Annotated in this window: 16 protein-coding genes; 5 read left to right on the top strand and 11 right to left on the bottom strand. The window is 44.6% G+C overall.

Features of this window, described 5'->3' with window-relative positions:
- Window positions 1-89 precede the first annotated feature (89 nt).
- Window positions 90-713 carry an HD-GYP domain-containing protein gene (locus tag OH460_RS14925; RefSeq protein WP_269998256.1) on the top strand — a complete coding sequence of 208 codons (624 nt, stop codon included), beginning with the start codon at window positions 90-92 and terminating at the stop codon, window positions 711-713.
- A gap of 183 nt (window positions 714-896) precedes the next feature.
- On the opposite strand, the gene OH460_RS14920 is transcribed toward OH460_RS14925, so the two are convergent.
- The 5 genes from OH460_RS14920 to OH460_RS14900 form a co-directional block, all read right to left on the bottom strand.
- Window positions 897-1400 (bottom strand): PqiC family protein, encoded by a 504-nt coding sequence (locus OH460_RS14920; protein WP_269998255.1) that lies wholly within the window; start codon window positions 1398-1400, stop codon window positions 897-899.
- Window positions 1400-3025: an intermembrane transport protein PqiB gene (gene pqiB / locus OH460_RS14915; protein ID WP_269998254.1), complete on the bottom strand. Its 1626-nt coding sequence runs from the start codon at window positions 3023-3025 to the stop codon at window positions 1400-1402. Before pqiB ends, OH460_RS14920 begins: the two co-directional genes overlap by 1 nt.
- A gap of 24 nt (window positions 3026-3049) precedes the next feature.
- Window positions 3050-4297 carry a paraquat-inducible protein A gene (locus tag OH460_RS14910; protein WP_269998253.1) on the bottom strand — a complete coding sequence of 416 codons (1248 nt, stop codon included), beginning with the start codon at window positions 4295-4297 and terminating at the stop codon, window positions 3050-3052.
- Window positions 4298-4525: 228 nt separating this feature from the next.
- The gene (locus tag OH460_RS14905; protein WP_269998252.1) at window positions 4526-5920 is read right to left on the bottom strand and encodes a polysaccharide lyase family 7 protein; all 1395 of its coding nucleotides are present in this window, start codon (window positions 5918-5920) and stop codon (window positions 4526-4528) included.
- A gap of 215 nt (window positions 5921-6135) precedes the next feature.
- On the bottom strand, window positions 6136-7002 hold the full coding sequence (locus OH460_RS14900) for a LysR family transcriptional regulator (RefSeq protein ID WP_269998251.1): 867 nt from the start codon (window positions 7000-7002) through the stop codon (window positions 6136-6138).
- 141 nt (window positions 7003-7143) lie between these two features.
- On the opposite strand from OH460_RS14900, the gene OH460_RS14895 reads away from it, so the two are divergent.
- Window positions 7144-7518 carry a YybH family protein gene (locus tag OH460_RS14895; protein ID WP_269998250.1) on the top strand — a complete coding sequence of 125 codons (375 nt, stop codon included), beginning with the start codon at window positions 7144-7146 and terminating at the stop codon, window positions 7516-7518.
- A gap of 203 nt (window positions 7519-7721) precedes the next feature.
- On the opposite strand, the gene proX is transcribed toward OH460_RS14895, so the two are convergent.
- The 3 genes from proX to proV are packed head-to-tail and all read right to left on the bottom strand — an operon-like array spanning window position 7722 to window position 11007.
- Window positions 7722-8729, bottom strand: coding sequence for a glycine betaine/L-proline ABC transporter substrate-binding protein ProX (gene proX / locus OH460_RS14890; RefSeq protein WP_269998249.1), 1008 nt, complete (start codon window positions 8727-8729; stop codon window positions 7722-7724).
- Window positions 8722-9816 (bottom strand): glycine betaine/L-proline ABC transporter permease ProW, encoded by a 1095-nt coding sequence (gene proW, locus OH460_RS14885; RefSeq protein ID WP_269998248.1) that lies wholly within the window; start codon window positions 9814-9816, stop codon window positions 8722-8724. The genes proX and proW overlap by 8 nt, the downstream gene beginning before the upstream one ends.
- A 3-nt stretch (window positions 9817-9819) precedes the next feature.
- Complete coding sequence (gene proV, locus OH460_RS14880; RefSeq protein ID WP_269998247.1) at window positions 9820-11007, bottom strand: glycine betaine/L-proline ABC transporter ATP-binding protein ProV; 1188 nt, start codon at window positions 11005-11007, stop codon at window positions 9820-9822.
- 641 nt (window positions 11008-11648) lie between these two features.
- Between proV and OH460_RS14875 the strand changes: the two genes are divergently transcribed.
- Window positions 11649-12386 (top strand): HAD-IIB family hydrolase, encoded by a 738-nt coding sequence (locus OH460_RS14875; protein WP_269998246.1) that lies wholly within the window; start codon window positions 11649-11651, stop codon window positions 12384-12386.
- A gap of 39 nt (window positions 12387-12425) precedes the next feature.
- Here OH460_RS14875 and OH460_RS14870 read toward each other — a convergent pair whose 3' ends face one another.
- The 3 genes from OH460_RS14870 to OH460_RS14860 form a co-directional block, all read right to left on the bottom strand.
- A complete protein-coding gene (locus tag OH460_RS14870) occupies window positions 12426-12638 on the bottom strand; it encodes a TIGR02450 family Trp-rich protein (protein ID WP_017068050.1) in 213 nt (70 codons plus the stop codon).
- Window positions 12639-12779: 141 nt separating this feature from the next.
- Window positions 12780-15233 (bottom strand): molybdopterin guanine dinucleotide-containing S/N-oxide reductase, encoded by a 2454-nt coding sequence (locus tag OH460_RS14865; protein WP_269998245.1) that lies wholly within the window; start codon window positions 15231-15233, stop codon window positions 12780-12782.
- A gap of 16 nt (window positions 15234-15249) precedes the next feature.
- Window positions 15250-16344, bottom strand: a complete 1095-nt coding sequence (locus tag OH460_RS14860; RefSeq protein WP_269998244.1) for a NapC/NirT family cytochrome c — start codon at window positions 16342-16344, stop codon at window positions 15250-15252.
- Window positions 16345-16650: 306 nt separating this feature from the next.
- Between OH460_RS14860 and OH460_RS14855 the strand changes: the two genes are divergently transcribed.
- Together OH460_RS14855 and OH460_RS14850 are read left to right on the top strand one after the other, a co-directional pair.
- A complete protein-coding gene (locus OH460_RS14855; protein ID WP_269998243.1) occupies window positions 16651-16926 on the top strand; it encodes a nitrogenase-stabilizing/protective protein NifW in 276 nt (91 codons plus the stop codon).
- 135 nt (window positions 16927-17061) lie between these two features.
- On the top strand, window positions 17062-18186 hold the full coding sequence (locus OH460_RS14850) for a M14 family metallopeptidase (RefSeq protein ID WP_269998242.1): 1125 nt from the start codon (window positions 17062-17064) through the stop codon (window positions 18184-18186).
- Window positions 18187-18213: the final 27 nt, after the last annotated feature.

Below are 18213 nucleotides of genomic sequence, written 5' to 3'. Positions count from 1 at the left end.
GTTTAATAAACATTCAATCACATTAAGTTAACTCCTCCATTCATCGTCTCCATACTGCCCAACTCATTTACATTGATACGGCAAACGTTATGAACCAAACCAAAATCGACCGCGTGTACACATTGGCTCTGCAGCACAAACATTCATTGGATGCACTCAGGTTATTACAGCCTATGCGCCATCATTCTATGGAAACTTATGAGCACACATTGCGAGTTTGCTTACTGTCATACTCATTTGGGCTGTACCTAAAGTTTGGTCGTGAACAGTTGGAATTGATTTTCGATTCTGCTCTTGTTCACGATTTAGGAAAACTGGGAACACCGGATGCGGTACTTCATAAAAATGGCAAATTAACACCTGTTGAGCGCCAAGTTATGAATAAGCATGTTGAGGAATCTTACTCAATGACTTGTGAGGTTCCTGAGTTAGAACTTGCGTCTATTTTGGGTGCTTTACATCATGAACGATGGGATGGAAATGGATACCCGTTACGACTAAAAGGATCAGAGACTCCATTGATTGGACAGGTTCTTGCGCTTGTAGATACATGGGATGCAATGACCTCAACAAGGGCCTATCGCACAGGAATGCCAGCAAAAAAAGCACTTCGTATCCTGTTTGATGAGAGACTTAGGGGGCAATTCAACCCACTTCTGGTCGACAAATTTATCGCCTTTATTGCCAACACATCAATTGAAGAAGTGGCTTAATCGAACGGAACAAACGGAGAGGCTTATGAAGAATATTAACCAACAACAAAAACAAAAAGTCCGTGTTCGAGAACACGGACTCTTCAGGGATATATCGAATGCTTGGGTACCATCTTGGAAACCAATCGACTTAATCACGTGCTAGCCAGTGTCAGCTTGTGAGTTCATTGGTTACCGAAACACCTATGGCAATTGCGCCTGAATATCAGTTAAAACCTCATCTAACCCTTCACCTAACGCCTCAACGAGTGCCTCATAACCTGCTTCTTTCAACGGCACCTTAGAATCGAAATCAGCACGTGCAAGCTCTTGATCGTGCTCGCTCAATACCCAAGTTCCTTTTACTTCAGCATTGCCAGTGTAAGAACCATTGAACTGCTCGAAAGTAATGAGCAGCTCTTTATCCGATTCTCCTGATGCATCGGAAGAGTCAATACGCTCTTCAAGTAACCCTTCAAGGTTCTCGGCCCAAACATGTTTACGCGCAGAAACCAGCTCATTTTCAGACTTGCGATACGCAATGCCGATGGTGTCTAGATAGTCTGGTAACTCCACTCTCGTTTTAACCTTAAAGATCGGCTTATCTAGCGTACTTTCTGGCAAGAGATACGCGTTAGTGCCATCAGTAGGCGTTGAACACCCTAAAAGCCCGAAGAGCACGATAAGTGATATAAATAGCTTTCTCATTATTCCACTCCCTTAACTGGAATCGGGTCTTCTTCTACTTCGCTACCAAACACCAGCGCATTCGGTTTATCGTTCAGCACTTTAATCAGTGGACGAAGCTCTTTTAACACGTGTTCTAGCTCTTCAGATGCACTGATCAATTGCTTATAGGCGTCCGAATCATCGTCGTAGCTCTCTAATGTCGTCTCAAGTTGCTTCATGGTTTCACTCAGATCCTTTGGTAACGCTTTAGCGCCCTCACTATCCAGCAGTTCATCCATACTCTTTAAGGTGCTATCTAACGAAGCAAGCGAGCCATTTAAGTTAGCTACCGTTGCGTCTAGCGGTAACTCGTTAATTTTGGTTAGGAAGTCTGTGATCTGCTTTTGAATCTCGGTCAGGCCACCAGCCACAACAGGGAAGACAGGATAACCATCAAACTCTCTTGGCTCGTAAGGTTCTTCGTCTTCATAGAAGTTTATATCGACAAACAATGCGCCTGTAAGCAAGTTGCCCGTCTTCAAAGTCGCTCTTAGCCCCTCTCCCATCTGCAGTTTGACGCGCTCTGCAAAGGTTTTGGCATTCACAGCCTTAAAGACTTCTGAAACTCGTTCTATCTCCAGCTTGATTAAGATGGGAATGCGATTCGAGACTTTGCCGTCTTTGTCCATGCGAATCTGCAACGGCACTGTATCCACGGTACCAATTCGAACACCACGATACTCCACGGGAGCGCCCTTCTTTAGACCTCGAACCGATTCTTCAAACAACAATACGTAATCAATAGAAGTGGTGTATTTACCTTGTAAAACTGCGTCGTAATTATCGTAAAGTGTATATTCTTGTAAGTTCTCTTTGATCTGCTGTCCCGGTTGGATACTCTCTGCCACATCAAAACTCACGCCGCCCGTTATTATGCTTTCTATCGATGCGAAGTTTACGTCGAGGCCATTCGCACCAAACTTCACATCAATCCCAGAGGACAACCAAAACTGAGTTTTCTCGAAGATCAGCCCGTCATAAGGGGCGAAGATAAACAGTTGGTATTTACCCACTTTATTCTCGTAATCGAAACTTGTTTTCTCGACACGCCCAACAACAAAGCCATGATGCAACACAGGTTCGCCAACGTTCAGTTGATTCGCTTTATGGTGCGATAACACCACACGAATGCCTTTGGTGTCTGGTCCTGCGACGGGTGGCGTGTCTAACACATCAAACTTCAATTGCGATTCACTGGATTTCCCTGGCTTCAACTCGATGTATGAGCCAGACAAAATGGTTTCCAATCCGCTGATTCCATCAGTACCAATGTGTGGCTCAACCACCCAAAATTGAGTCTCAGTATTGATCATGCGAGAGGCTTTCTTGTCTATTTGTGCTTTGGCGATGATGTATTCATAGTCTTCACTTAACGCCACGTCTGTGATGGTCCCAACATGCACGTTCTTAGATTTGATCGCCGTTTTTCCTGCTTCTATCCCAGAAGCATCTGGCAAGATCAGGGTGATCTCAGGTCCACGATTGTTGAAATATTGGAACAGCATCCAACACCCCACCAGCACCGCAATGATCGGCACAATCCAGACCGGAGACAGTTCGCTTTTTTGTGATACTTTCGCATCTGAAGTAGTTTGCTTTTCCATATGTCCCACACCTCTTTGGGGAGATTACTTCCATATAATCCGAGAATCGAAAATCATCGCCGACAACATCGTAAATATCACGACAGCTGCAAACGACAGCGCCGCAGGCCCCGGGTAAATCGCCATAACGCCATCCAATTGAACCAATGCCACCAATATAGCGACGACGAAAATATCTATCATCGACCAACGGCCAATAAATTCGGTGATACGGTATAGCTTAAGATAGCGGCTCGCCCTTTGATTGGTGAGCCCATGTACCCTTTTTGCATTCCAGTACAGATAAGCCAAGGCAAACATCTTTGCCATTGGGATGAAAACACTCGCGATAAGAATGATAAGTGCCACGGGGTATGAACCCATATTCCAAAGCAAGATCACCCCTTCCATGATGGTGGAACCTTCACTCGTCCCGAACGCAGACGTATACATCATTGGGTATAGGTTTGCTGGAATATAGAAAACGACAGAGGTGAACAACAGCGCCCACGCTATTTGCAGGTTTTTTATTGGTTCAAATCGATGCAAATGTGTGTGGCAACGAGAGCAATGATGAGTAGCCTCACTGTAGCTGTGCACTTGACCGCAAATATGGCAAGCAAGGTGCTGCTTGTTCTGAAAGGTGCTACCAACCGTTTGTTCTTGTGAGTTTTTAGTCGGAACTAAGCGATCCCATAACCAGTCAAAATCAACCAATGAAATCGTCTTCACCACCAACATGGCATAGATACAAAATGCCCAAAATGATATCCCCATCGATACATCGGCTAATGCTGCGATCTTGATTAAGCTGACCAATACGCCGATCAAAAACACATCGACCATCAACCAAGGCTTTGCCCAACTTAATGACTTCAATGCCAAAAAGGTGAATCGGTTAGCCGCATAATGAATGTGCTTCTTTCTGTCTACCAGTAGATAAAACCAGAGAGAAAGCACCAAAAAATAGGCAGGCAAAAGAATCACGGCCAGAAAAAGTAATATAGCAATCAGGCTGTTATCCATTCGGTTCATCATATCAACAGCTTGATACAGGGTGATTTGCTGGCTAATTCCTTGAACGCTGAACGACATATACGGAAATGTCAGGCTCATGATTAAAGCAATAAGGCTAGCCGACGCATAAGCCATCACACCCTGCTCTTTATGATGCCCAAGGCTCGATAAGGTGTGAGAACATCTCGGGCAAGAAGCTTCACTGCCCGCAGACAGTTCTTCAAACTGACTAACCAGCCCGCATTCGTGGCATGACTTGGTAAAGCGCTCTGGCAATGACGTCCCCTTTTAGTCTTTATAAGCAACTAGACACTCTAGGTAAATATAAGTAAGGGTTGGATTTTTTGCCAATATGCACCGAATTAAACGCGCACGATATACTAGAAATGAGAGGTAGAAAGTAAAAGGGGATGACCCACCGGCCATCCCCTTTTCAATCATTGAACAAATACAAACCGCAACGAGTTAACTCGCTGCAGTAGCTACGCACTATTTATAGCGTGATCAGTTGTGATTGTTGTCTAACTGATAGAAAGTCACTTGCGCATAATCGCTGTCGTCACTTGAGTTGTCTTGCAAGTAGATACCCGCTTTAAAGTACATGTAGTTATCCGCATCGTCATAACCGCTGTTACTCATATCCACTTCTTTTGCCGCTAGCTCTGAGCCATTTTGACTAATGGTAGTAATCAACTTATCACCTTCAACAACAATGGAATACGAGAAGGTTTCATCGAGTGCAATACCGTCACTTGGGTTGCTAGTGCTGTTTAAGTCACCGTCAGACGTCACCATGTTACCTAAAAGGTTATGCCAAGTTTCATCACCACCATTCGATTTCGATGTTTCATGAGCAAAGTAGATTGCGCCTTTGTCGTTGCCTGGTAGTTTATGGTAGTACAAGCGAATAGGTTCGTTTTTCTCAGCATGGATCTGGCCAATCACGATTCGACCCACTTGTTCAGTGTTCGAAGTCGTTTTCGTCACATGATTGATGGCTAACGTCGCATTTAACGTCCCGTCGATACCACCAAAGTCCGACTGGTCACTCGATGGAATAGACGAAAACGCCCAGTTATTGTCTTTACCCGAAGTGGAGTAAGAGGTATCACCGCGACGAAGCATCTCTCTTAATTCAGTCCGAACATATTTTGTTCCACTAGATGTAGTCACGCCTTCGACTGGCGTGTAGAACACCAAGCCACCATCGCTACCGGTATAGAAGAATTGGTCTTCATAACCTGCATCTAGCGTGTTCTCTTTGATAGAAGTTGCGTAGCCGTCACCCTCATCAACGGGAATGCTCACATACCAGTCCAGTAAGTCGAAGTTGCCTGACGGCGGTAGGTTTGGATCGAGTCCATAGTCAGGGCTATCATTGCCACTGATTTCGACTTCAGTAATATTCGTCCAAACACTTTCAGCACTGTTTTCAAATACTTTGATACGAACCCAACGAGCCTGAACATCCGTCACATCGTAGGTTTCAAAACCAGATGTGCTACCACTACTATATCCATAATAAACCTTGTCCCAGCTGCTTGAACTTTCATCAGCGAGCGCTCTGATCTCGAACTTATAAGTTTGCTCTTCGCCTTTACCCCAAGCAATCGCGACGTCTTGAACATTTTGTACCGAGCCTAGGTCGAGCACTAAATTGACGGGCGCATTCTGAGCAGCCCAACGTGATGACCAATCAGTGCTTCCATCAATCGTATTCGATGCTGGGTAAGAGCTGTGCGCTCCACCCCAGTCTGACGCGGATTGAATGTTCAGTGTTTCAGCCGATACGCCATAAGTAGCCATCGCTAAAAGAACCGCACACGACAATTGTTTGTAAGGTTTAAGTTGGTGAGTTCGAGGTTTGCAAGAAGTGAGTTTGCAAGGTTTAAAAGTCATACAAGTCTCCATGATATGTTTCACGTATATTATTTATTCCATATTTTGTAGGGTGTTACCGAAGTAACGAGAACCACTATAGGACAATATTTGTACGACAAGTTGAACAAACATCACGATCATGAATTATTATATTACAAATATATAACTATGTGACATAAACCATTCTTATACCAAACACATCATCTAATAAGACGGCAATATAACGAAAAGCTTTAAACCAAATTACACTTGAGCTTTTCTTCCAACGCTTGGATACACAGCTTGATGGCGATAGGCGTATTTGAAGCAAATGGGTTTAGCGCATAAACCGTGTTGGTCGGTAGTTGGAAGTTTGGCATTATGTCGACCACTTCATTGGATAACTGAAAGAGGTAGAAATCTGGAATAACACCGATACCGACACCAGATTTGATCAAGGCAAGGCAGCTGTGGAAAGAGTTGGTGGTACAGCTTGCTTGTTGTTGGTAAACAAAGTCTGTTTCAGTGTGAGAGGTAAAGTAATGAGAGATCTGCTTCCCCTGCCATGAGTTAGCGATATAAGGGATAGAATCAAGCTCGCGTTCACGCATGCTTTCAACGCCACACAACACATCTTTAAATTCACCCAAGCGTTTCTGTTTGAGGTTACTGTCACGAGAACTGCCCACTCGTACCGCAAGATCAATATCGTGTTCCATGAAGTCTAGATGTTGATCGTCGCTTATCAGTTCTGGCTTTAGCTTCGGATATTGCTTCATCAGATCGGCAATAACAGGCGCTACCAATAAATCCATCAACGCATTAGGTGCCGTGATACGAATCCGGCCTTGTGGCTCTTCTAGCTCTGCTTTCGCCATATCCCAAGCCGATTCAGCGATCACGTTGATGTCTTTACAACTCAAATAAAAACGCTCACCCATACTGGTAAGAGATTGCCTGCGTGTTGTGCGCTTAAGAAGAGAAGCGCCTAGCTCTTGCTCTAAGATTTTGAGGTGCTGACTGACGACAGATTTAGACAACTCTAACTTTTCAGCTGCAGCCGAGACTGAACCCTGCTCTACGATATGAGCGAAAATCGACATCTGCTTTAGCTTACTCATCTTATTGTTCTCTTTTTACAAACAGTATTTTCTATTATCTCTGTTTTTCAAATCAATTTCCAAGACTAAACTCAATTCAACTTATCGAGATACCAAATCAAAAAGACAGTGCTCGACACAATACTGTTATGGAGAAAGACAATGTTAGACAACCAAACTTTAGAAGCATGTAAGCAAGGCATTAACGCGTGGCAGAAAGCATTCAACAGCCAAGACGCAAAAGGTTGTGCAGATCAATATACTGAAAGCTGTGTAATGGAAGCGCGTCCATTTGGTACTTTTGAGGGTCGTGAAGCGATTCAAGCATTTTGGCAAAACATCATCGACCAAGGCTTCAAAGACGTTGATTACACCGATGTTAAATGGGAAGAGCACCTAGAAGGCGGTTACATTCTTACCGCTAGCTGGACAATGAACAAAGCGTTTGGCGTTGTACATCGTGAACACTGGGCACTTGAAGCCGATGGCTGCGCTCGCTTGGTCAGCGACGACTTCGAAGTTCAAGGCGAACGCTAGAGCTGTAATTAGAAGCTAAAAGCTCAAAAATGAAACAGAAAACAAAAAGCCAGCAATCCAAATGGACTGCTGGCTTTTTAATGTTCACTATTGTCGCCATTTCACTTGATTTGAAGGTGATTGAGTGACTCTACACAATCACTCAACACGCTCATCATTTCAAATCAAAATGTCTGGTAAGACAGAGCAAATCCAAGTCAAAGTTACAGTGCAGCTTTCTTCGCTTCTGTAATCCAACCATCGAACGTGCTTTGGTTCGCTTTAATCCAACCATTTACGTGCGCTTCGATATCCGCAGAGCTGTTCTTACCTTTACTCATCATCATGTTCTGAGCACTTACATCATTGATGTTAAGTTTGATGATTTCGAAAAGCTTCGCTGCTGATGGGTTGTTCTTAGCAAACTCTTTATTCGCAATGATGCGCATTGAGTTCATTTCGAAGCCGTAGTTTTTGCCGTTAGATAACGTCGTATCCACGTTCGAACGCTCGCCAGGAAGTGCTGAGAAAGGAACCTCTAACCAAACTACATCTTCGTTAGGCACCAATACACCACTTACCCAGTAAGGTGTCCACGTGTAGTAAAGAATTGATTCACCCTTTTGGTAACGAGAAATCGTATCTGCAATGATTGCAGCGTAGTTACCTTGATTGTGAGTCACCGTATCGTCGAGTTTGAACGCTGAAAGTTGATGTTCAATCACCATCTCACAACCCCAACCTGGGTTACAGCCTGTTAGGTCTGCTTTGCCATCACCGTCCGCATCAAACAGCTTCGCGATTTTTGGATCGGTTAATTGACCAATGTTAGTGATGTTGTACTTTTCAGCCGTTTTCTTATCAATTAGGTAACCTTGAGCAGCGCCGCTTACATATTGGCCTTCACGGTAGAATTTCTCATCACCACCAGCCATTGTGTATTTGTCAGCATGAAGCGGGAACCAACCTACTGTTAGGAACGTTGCATCACCCTTTGCAATTGAAGTGTAACCTACGTTGTAATCCACTTCTTGAGTTGATTTCACGTCATAACCCAGTTCTTCTAGAGCACGGTTAACGATCAATGTTTGGAACGTCTCTTCCGCTACAGACGATTGAACAGGCTGAACTGATACACCCTCACCCGGTAGGCTTGCTGCCCACACGTTAGTCGATAGCGCTAATGTACAAACGATGCTTACTGCGAGTTTACTCTTCCATGAATTATTCATTGGTGCTTTTCCTTAATTGAAGTTCTGATTTGTTACCGCGATTAAGTACATTCAGTACAAGGGAAACAGGTCCCATGCGATACCAGCGTAATTTTGTATTACCAGCGTTGACACCCAGTACTTGGGTGATGCGGTCTAATAAGATGGCTAAGATAACGATACCTAAGCCACCAACAGCGGCCAACCCCATATCTAAACGGCCAATACCTCTCAGTACCATTTGACCTAAACCACCTACCGCAATCATTGATGCGATAACCACCATCGACAACGACAACATCAGTGTTTGGTTCACGCCGGCCATGATGGTTGGCAATGCAAGTGGCAGTTGAATTCGGTAAAGCATCTGTTTTTTGCTTGCACCGAATGAGTGACCCGCTTCGATCAATTCTTCCGGTACTTGCTGAATACCTAAGATGGTCAAACGTACAACAGGAGGAAGTGCGAATATGATGGTCACTACTACACCCGGAACGTTACCGATGCCAAACAACATTACGATCGGTACTAAATAAACGAAGGCTGGTGTGGTTTGCATGGCATCCAAAATTGGGCGCACGAATTTAGCCGCCGTGTTACTTCGGGCAAGCCATATCCCCATGGGTAAGCCAATTAACAGACAGAAGAATACGGATGTCATGACCAGTGACAATGTGGTCATTGCTTCAGACCAAGCGCCAATCAAGCCGATGAAAGTCAAAGACACGGCCGTTGCAACGCCAAGCTTCAAGTTTGAAAACTGCCACGCCACAAGAAACAAGATGATCAACATGAAGGGGGCTGGTGTAGACACCAACGCCGTTTCAAATGAACTTAGAATAAAGTCGATAGGCACACGGATTGCCTGGAATAATGGGCGTCCGTGCTCAACTAACCAATTCAGTCCAGACTCAACCCAAGTGTCGACAGGCAGCACAGCCTCTGCAAAAGGGTTCAGTGGATCAAAAGGTGTCGCTTCAACTGTTTCGCTGCTTAACCAATCTGCTGATGGTGAGGTATCAGCTGCTTGACCCCAAGGGTCACTTGCAGGTTGAGCTGCAGGGGCAGATTGAGACCATGGGTCATTATTTGTTTGTTCAGATGACATGATCTACCCCTTATCCAATGTTTGTAACAGTCGTGACTTAGTCACCACGCCAAAGTAATTACCTTGCTCATCCACAACAGGCACTGAGTAAGGAACACCACCAACTAGGCCAAGCACATCATTGATTGGTAAATCAGGGTTCAGCGTTAATCCATCATCGAGCTGCGCGCTGACGAGTGATTTGTTCTCTTTGTGAGCTTTACGAAGCGAGTCGATAGAGACAATGCCGGAGTAACGGCTGCTCTTCTCAACTACGATGCCGTACTCGCGGTCGTTATCCATCAAAATTTGTAGAGCGGACGCTGGGCCATCGTGTTCTGATTTTTTAAATACCGCAGCTGGCTTCTTACGCGCAATGTCTTTCACAGTAAGTACGCTTGCTACGTTCACACCGCGGAAGAAAGCTTCGACATAATCGTTCGCTGGGTTATTAAGAATATCGTCTGGAGTACCTACTTGAACCACTTCGCCATTTTGCATAATCGCAATTCGGTCACCGATACGCATCGCTTCATCCAAATCATGCGAGATAAAAACAATGGTTCGTTTATCGTCATTTTGAAGGCGAATAAGCTCATCTTGCATTTCAGTACGAATCAAAGGATCGAGCGCCGAGAACGCTTCATCCATCAACAAGATATCTGGGTCACATGCTAGTGCACGAGCCAAACCAACACGCTGCTTCATACCACCAGATAGTTCATCTGGGTAAGATTCTGAATATGCGCCAAGGCCAACACGTTCAAGTGCTTCAAGTGCTGACTGCTTTCGTTGTTCAACTTCAACACCCGCAAGCTCTAGACCAAACGCGGCATTCTCGATAACCGTCATATGCGGCATCAAAGCGAAACTTTGGAAAACCATGGAGATGTTGTTGCGGCGAACTTTGCGGAGTTCATCTTCTGAGATGTGGGCAATGTCTTTGCCTCGAAGAAGCACATTGCCTTTGGTAGGTTCGATCAAGCGGTTAAGAAGGCGTACTAGGGTCGATTTGCCAGATCCTGACAGTCCCATTATGACGAAAATCTCGCCTTCTTGAATACTAAGAGAAACATCGTTAACGCCGATCGTTAGTCCTGTTTCTTCGAATACTTTATCTTTATTTGCGCCTTCATTAATCATTGTAAAAGCACGGTCGGTGTCTTCACCAAACACCTTGTACAGTCCCTTAACTTCCAGTATGGGATCCATGTAATCTAATCCTTTCTCAGTTATTTAAACTTAAAAATGGTTATTTAAACCCGAAAAACAATTAGCACTCTAAGTAATTAGCACGTGTAAATCAAGGAGCTTCGTTCGGTAAAACAAGGCGACAGACCGAAACCAGACCAGCTACAGAGCGGTCAAAAAACAAGCAAAAATACAACAAATGACTGATAATTAAAGGGATAAATTAGACAAATGCACGACCGATATTATGTATTACTTAGTCGTAGATTATTGAATATTAATTTTACATTAGAGTAATTAATAGGCTAAATGAACCAAAAAAAGCCACAATTAGTTCGTGCACAAATAATTCGAATACGAACTAATTATTAAGCTTTCATGATGTTTCCGAGGCGAAAGTTAGCTCGGTAGAAAAGATAAGATCAGCTCTCAATCTCTACCTAAAAACCAAAGGTCAACCGGCTAAAGTCAGCGAGTTGAAATCAACCTTTTAGACCAAGAATTTTAATACATCACACCAACTGTGATACTTGCTGCAAACTGTCAATTGATGATTATCTAAGCTGAACTTCAACTTGTAGAGTGCTCATTGCTGAGCCATTCTTTATAAAAGAAATAAACATTTTCCCGTGCCGAAAAAGAGAAAAAGACAAGGAATTCGAATGATAAAAATGTTGGTGTGTGACTTTGACGGTACGCTTGATGGGGGATCATCTCACGGTGTTAACCAGCTATTTGATTACCTCACAGAACAACCTGATATTCGCTTTATCATCGCGACAGGAAGAACATTACCTTCGATTCGAATAGGTTTAGAATCGGATAACTACCCGAAACCACACAGTATTATTAGCGATGTGGGCACGAAAATTCATCATGTTCATTCCCAAAAACCAGACCATGTTTGGCATAACCAACTGGAAGCTTCTTGGAACAAATCAAAGGTAGAGATGGCTCTCGCACCCCTTGATTTTATGGGTGAGCGGATAGAGAACCATCAAGGCGATTACAAGATCACTTTTGAAGGAAAGCTTTCAGAGCCTCAACACGAACTGATTGAATCTAGCTTGGAGATGCACGGATTAGATGTTCACCTTACTTACTCTCATGATTGGTACTTAGATATCACACCAAAAGGCGTTAACAAGGCGACGGCGATTCATCACCTACTCGAACAACACGATTTGAGCGTTGCGGAAGTGTGCGTCGCAGGTGACTCAGCTAACGACACCTCAATGCTCACCATTGAGGGCGTAAACTCCATACTGGTTGCTAACCATTACCCAGAGGTTGCTCACCTATCGGATAGAGACAACGTATACACGAGTAGAGCAACACATGCTGAGGGTGTGTTAGAAGGCCTTAAATACTGGCAAAGGCGTGCAGCAGCGGGTAATTAGAATTAAGTAGAGGTGCCGACTGATCCCTGCTTCCTATCCTTATTTCCAACCGGGAAGCCAATGATCCTTGTCGGTGAGATCCCGCCAGTTGATGTCTTCCTCTCGTTTGGTCATCACCGCTTCTATCAAACAACGAATAACCTCCCCTTCTTCAAACTCGACCTCTGTGACCATAAAGTGTTTTTCTTTCTTTACAGGGCTAACAGCCGTCCATTTACTGCGAAGTAGTTTCTTTGGATTGATTCGATTCATGAGTTTATTTCTCGCTTAGATGTCATTGATTATTATGGATTGTCCAGCCGACATTGAGTAATAGTCTTCATCGCGAGAAAAGGATCAAAAGAAGCCAGCGATTAGGCTGGCTTCGTTCGGTTAGCTATTTCTCGTTAAAGATTAGCCGTTTTTAGGTGGATCAAATGCCGTGAGTTCTAAAACTGGACCTGTGTATTTTTCAATCTTCACAAGCGCAGAGTTTGCAGCACAGCCATTCGCCAAACGAGAGGTCGGAATATCCAACGTAAGTACGTTACAGCCACCGTTTTTACATAAACCAGTGTCTTTATCTAAATCTGGCCAACCGCCTTCATGGATACATACAGAGCCTTGTTTGATGCCATCAGTCACTAATGCACCCACCAATACTTGTCCACGACCATTGTGTGCGCGAACCAAGTCACCCGTTTTAATGCCACGCGCTTTTGCGTCTTCAGGGTGGATTGAAATCGGCTCGCGGTCTGCGATAGCGTACTCTTCGCGAATCTTCGCGTAGTTGAACTGACTATGTAGACGGTGCGCCGCGTGCGCTGTCATCAATTGCAGTTCGCCATCTTTAGCATTACCGGTGTACTCTGTTGGCTCCATCCAAGTTGGATGTGGAGGACAATCATCAAGCTTGTAACCTTCAATCGTTTTCGAGAATATTTCAATCTTACCACTTGGTGTACCTAGTGGATTCATGATTGGATTCTCTCGGAAGTCAGCGTAACGAACGAACTGTGCGTTCTTCTCGTTCCACTTCATTTCGATCAGTTGATTGTCTTCCCAAAACTTGCTGAAGTTCGGCATAGCCACGCGTGCAGCGCGACCACCTTGTTGAGCAGCCTTGTAGAATTGGTACAACCATTCCATTTCTGTTTTGCCTTCAGTGTATACTTCATGACCACCTGGAGCTAACAGCTCTGCCATGTCTGCAAATACATCAAAGTCATTACGCGCTTCACCTTGTGGCTCAACCGCTTTCTTCATTGGTACTAGGTGCTGGTTACTGTAGTCACCAGTCATCGTCAGGTCATTACGTTCAAACGATGTTGTAATAGGCAAAACAATATCTGCATGCTTCGCAGCTGCGGTCCAGTAGATTTCAGAAATAACAACCAATTCCGGTTTCTGCCACGCTTTGATCAAACGGTTGGTGTCTTGGTGATGAGTGAAGTTACCACCGCCCGCCCACCAGATCATTTTGATATCTGGGAATACACGATCATGACCATTATGCTTGTACGCTTTGCCCGGATTTTCTAGGGCTTCTACAATACGAGCAACAGGGAACGAGTTGATCACCTTGCCTGTCGCAGACCAACCTCGCTCATCACTACCCGCTACAGCACCTAAAGATGCAGACATTGCAGGCAATACGCCAGCATCGCGAGATGGGTTACCGCCATTAGAGTAATGGTAAGAGAAGCCGAAACCACCACCTGGCAAACCAATCTGACCAAGCATTGCAGCAAGAGTTACTAACATCCAGTGGCGTTGCTCACCAAACTGTTGACGTTGAATACCCCAACCTGCCATCAACATTGTGCGGTTGCTGCTAAAAATATCAGCCAGCAATTCAAGCTGTTTAGCTGGCACACCACACACGCTCGACGCCCACTGCGCGTCTTTCACTACGCCGTCTTCTTTACCCATTAGGTAATCTTCGAAAACATCATAGCCAGTCGTGTATTTTTCGATGAACGTTCGGTCGTGTTTACCTTTGATAACTAACGTATGAGCAATACCCATCAACATCGCGACATCAGTCATTGGGTGTGGAGCAATCCACTCTGCGTTGTCGCCAAAGAACTCGATAGTTTCAGAACGCATTGGGTCGATAGCAATAACCGTTTTGCCCGACTTCTTCAACTGATGGAAGAACTCTAAGCCTGAGCAGTCTGTAGAACTCCAAGCGATCTTCAAAGTGTTCATTGGGTTTAGGCCCCAAAGTACAACTACATCACTGTGTTCTAGCACCATTGGGTGCGTTGTTTGTTGCTCATATACTTCAATCGAGCCCACAACGTGCGGCATGATAACTTGCGCAGCACCTGTTGAGTAATCGCCCATGTGACCAGAGTAACCACCAGCCATGCCCATGTAACGCTGAAGTAAAGTCTGTGCCTTATGAAGCACACCACTTGAGCGCCAGCCGTATGAACCTGCGAAAATTGCATCTGGGGTGTTATTTGCACGAATACGCATATGTTGTTCGTGTATAAGTTTGTAAGCTTCGTCCCAAGATACGCGAACAAACTCATCGCTACCGCGCTCTGCTTTAGGCGCTAACGGGTTATCTAAGTAGCTCTTACGCACCATAGGGTATTTAATACGTGCTTTGGTGTGTACTTGATCTGGGCCTGTGGTTTGAAGGCTGTTAAAAACGGTTTGAGGTACCGCATTCGTGGTCGACACTAACTTGCCATCTTTCACTTCACACAGCATTGGTCCCATACGACCTGCCGTTAGAACACCTTTACCACGCGTGTTTGACGAAGCGACCGACATTGGAGAGAACGATGTAAACGCCATCGCACCAGCAGTCATACCTGTGCCTTTTAAAAATCCGCGACGTGTAATATCTGTCATTTTTTATTCCTTACTATTAGTGGCCAACAACGTCTTTCGCGTGGTTTTGGAAGTACTTAGTCAGAAGTTCAAGGTTTTGTTCTGAGATATCTGTACGAGCTCCCATACCTTTAGCTACTGGTCCCCAAGCGTTAACAGTGAAGTGCTCACCAGGAATTTTTGCGTGACAAGTCGAACAGTAGACGTTGTCTAACTCTTCTGCGTAAGACCAGATTGGGTCTAGGCTATCAACAACTGGCGAAGTAATGTCACCCGTTAACGCAACAGAACGCCACTCGTTACCATAAGCATCGGCTTCGTATTCACCAGTAGTCAGTGCTTCTTGACCTTTATCAGTTAGTGTCGCAACGATTGCACGTTGACCTTCACCGAAGTAAAGCACTTGCTCTGCGCCTTTCATTTGGAAAGCATTCAGAGTCACAGTACGGTTGTCGCCTTCAGCTTTAACCACTTCTAGTTTTGCTGTTGGATTTAGGTTACCAAATTCGCCCATTGCGATGTCGGTTACTGGGTAAACCACTTTCGCATCAACTGGCGTATTTTGAGTAAAGGCAATCAAGGTCTCGAAGGCTTTGCTGTCTAGTTGAGCTTCTGGGGCAAAGTGCGCGACGCCTTTATGACAGTCGATACACGTTTGGTTATTCTCTTTCCCGTAAGCGTGCATTTTCGCCGCATCACGAGATTGCTCGAACTCTTCCATAGCATCGAAATCGTGACAAGATCGACACGTCGCTGAATCATTTTCACGGAATTGAGCCCATACTGTTTCAGCCATTTCTTCACGGTGTGCTTCGTATTTTTCAGGCGTGTCGATCTTGCCTGAGATGAATTCGTGGTAGATGTCTTTAGACGCTCTTACTTTGGTGATCACGTAGTCAATCGGATCTGTTGGGATATGGCAATCAGCACACTCAGCTCTAATGCCTTTTGCGTTACTGAAGTGAACTGAACCTTGGTATTCTTTGTGGGGTGTTTCCATCGTGTGGCAAGAAACACAAAACTCAGTGCTCGATGTATAGTGCATAACGGCTGCAGTTCCCCCTAAGGTTAACCAGCCAATGCCTATACCAACCGCTGCTATTAGTGCGATATAACGTTTTTTTATTGTCATAATTTTTAATCATCTTCAACAATTGGTTACAATTGCGATCAGAATAGTACTTTAGGGGTAGATCTGTTTGATTTGGATCATCAATCGCAATCTGAGGAACAAAAAATGAACCTTTCTGAGAGCTTAATTTCACTTTGAAAAATTAGCGCCCGAACAACCCAATCACCCAGCAAATACAAGGCGCTCGTTAAATTCCAATAACTGATTAATCCAACAATAAAGACGTTAAACTCGCTCCCAAATCAAAGAAGTAAATTGTAAATCTAATACAATATCGGCTAACTCTTTTCATAAACTCTTCACTCCATGAACCAGACAGAATTCCAGCAAAAAATAGCGAGCTTCACCTCGATTGAACAAGCGCTTGATTACTTCGAAATTGGGTTTGATAGCAAGTTCATCGACCAAAATAGAGTCGAGCTTGTGAAGCGCTTTAATGGTTATCTGATTCTTGCGAAACCTGATGATTGGTTTTCTGGAAGAAGAGCGTTGAAAAATGCGTATTGTAAGGTTCAACGTAGCAAGTTGGATCGCCACACACGTTCTGCCTGCCGCGGGTGTACCACTTGCCAACGTCGATAGATAGAAAGTGCAGCCCAAAATAGAGAACTAGAAAATAGATAGTTGAAATAACATCTCATTACGATTCAGTTAGTGGTTTGCTCGAAAAAAAGTGTGCTAGTCTTACGGCAACTCAACTACGAGATAAAAACTACAATGAAAATTTTCAGCAATTTCGAAAGCGGCAACATTCACGTCGTTTCTGCAGATTCACCACAAAACATTCAACTGACTATCCCAGCAGACAACCAGACTGAAATCTCTCAGTGGTTCCATTTCCGTTTAGAAAGTGAAGCTCAACAAGCTCACCACTTTGAAATCGGTCAACTGGCAACATCGGCTTACCCTGAGGGCTGGAAGGACTACGATGTGGTTGCATCGTATGACCGCGAAGAGTGGTTTCGTATCCCATCTCAGTTCGATGGCGATACATTAAGCTTCGACATCATTCCAGAGCACGATTCAATGTACTTCGCGTACTTTGCACCGTACTCATACGATCGTCACCAAGATCTTCTGCACAGCGCGCAAACGCACCCAGCTTGTAAGCTTGAAACTTTGGGCCACACGCTAGACAACAATGACATCACTTTGCTAACCATTGGTGAGCCAAGTGAAGAAAAGAAAAACATTTGGGTTATTGGTCGTCAACACCCTGGCGAGACAATGGCTGAATGGTTGATTGAAGGCCTGCTTCAGCGCCTACTTGACGAAACAGACACGGTAGGTCGCTCTCTTCTAGACAGCGTAGTATTCCGCGTTGTTCCTAACATGAACCCAGATGGCAGTATCCGCGGTCACCTTCGTACTAATGCGATTGGCGTTAACCTGAACCGTGAATGGCAATCGCCTTCTATGGAACGTAGCCCAGAAGTATTCCTTGTTCGCGAGCGCATGCTAGAAACGGGCGTAGACCTGTGCCTAGACATTCATGGCGACGAAGCGATTCCATATAACTTTGTAGCAGGTAGCGAAGGCACGCCTTCATATAACGAGCGCATTGCTAAACTAGAGAATCACTTCAAGCAAGCACTACTCACGATTACACCAGAGTTCCAAGATGAGTTTGGTTACGATAAAGACGAGCCAGGAAAAGCGAACATGACAGTTGGCACAAACTGGATTGGTGAGCAGTTCAAGTGTTTGGCTTACACAGTCGAGATGCCATTTAAAGATCACATCAGCCACGCTGACGAACTGTACGGTTGGTCGCCAGAGCGCAGTGTTGCGTTTGGTCACGACATGCTAGCGGCAGTTTGGGCAACAGTAGACAAGCTATAAAGCTAACTGCGCGCCCTAGCTTTATTC

This window comes from Vibrio sp. Makdt (assembly GCF_027587015.1).
GTDB lineage: Bacteria > Pseudomonadota > Gammaproteobacteria > Enterobacterales > Vibrionaceae > Vibrio > Vibrio chagasii_B.
Note: the sequence above shows the minus strand (reverse complement) of the source record. Positions and strands in the feature narration are given on the sequence as shown.

What these genes read in the sequence shown, in the direction of transcription:
- OH460_RS14925 (WP_269998256.1), top strand. Translation starts at nt 90, where the DNA reads ATGAACCAAACCAAAATCGACCGCGTGTACACATTGGCTCTGCAGCAC.
- OH460_RS14920 (WP_269998255.1), bottom strand. Translation starts at nt 1,400, where the DNA reads ATGAGAAAGCTATTTATATCACTTATCGTGCTCTTCGGGCTTTTAGGG.
- pqiB (WP_269998254.1), bottom strand. Translation starts at nt 3,025, where the DNA reads ATGGAAAAGCAAACTACTTCAGATGCGAAAGTATCACAAAAAAGCGAA.
- OH460_RS14905 (WP_269998252.1), bottom strand. Translation starts at nt 5,920, where the DNA reads ATGACTTTTAAACCTTGCAAACTCACTTCTTGCAAACCTCGAACTCAC.
- OH460_RS14900 (WP_269998251.1), bottom strand. Translation starts at nt 7,002, where the DNA reads ATGAGTAAGCTAAAGCAGATGTCGATTTTCGCTCATATCGTAGAGCAG.
- OH460_RS14895 (WP_269998250.1), top strand. Translation starts at nt 7,144, where the DNA reads ATGTTAGACAACCAAACTTTAGAAGCATGTAAGCAAGGCATTAACGCG.
- proX (WP_269998249.1), bottom strand. Translation starts at nt 8,729, where the DNA reads ATGAATAATTCATGGAAGAGTAAACTCGCAGTAAGCATCGTTTGTACA.
- proW (WP_269998248.1), bottom strand. Translation starts at nt 9,816, where the DNA reads ATGTCATCTGAACAAACAAATAATGACCCATGGTCTCAATCTGCCCCT.
- proV (WP_269998247.1), bottom strand. Translation starts at nt 11,007, where the DNA reads ATGGATCCCATACTGGAAGTTAAGGGACTGTACAAGGTGTTTGGTGAA.
- OH460_RS14875 (WP_269998246.1), top strand. Translation starts at nt 11,649, where the DNA reads ATGATAAAAATGTTGGTGTGTGACTTTGACGGTACGCTTGATGGGGGA.
- OH460_RS14870 (WP_017068050.1), bottom strand. Translation starts at nt 12,638, where the DNA reads ATGAATCGAATCAATCCAAAGAAACTACTTCGCAGTAAATGGACGGCT.
- OH460_RS14865 (WP_269998245.1), bottom strand. Translation starts at nt 15,233, where the DNA reads ATGACAGATATTACACGTCGCGGATTTTTAAAAGGCACAGGTATGACT.
- OH460_RS14860 (WP_269998244.1), bottom strand. Translation starts at nt 16,344, where the DNA reads ATGACAATAAAAAAACGTTATATCGCACTAATAGCAGCGGTTGGTATA.
- OH460_RS14855 (WP_269998243.1), top strand. Translation starts at nt 16,651, where the DNA reads ATGAACCAGACAGAATTCCAGCAAAAAATAGCGAGCTTCACCTCGATT.
- OH460_RS14850 (WP_269998242.1), top strand. Translation starts at nt 17,062, where the DNA reads ATGAAAATTTTCAGCAATTTCGAAAGCGGCAACATTCACGTCGTTTCT.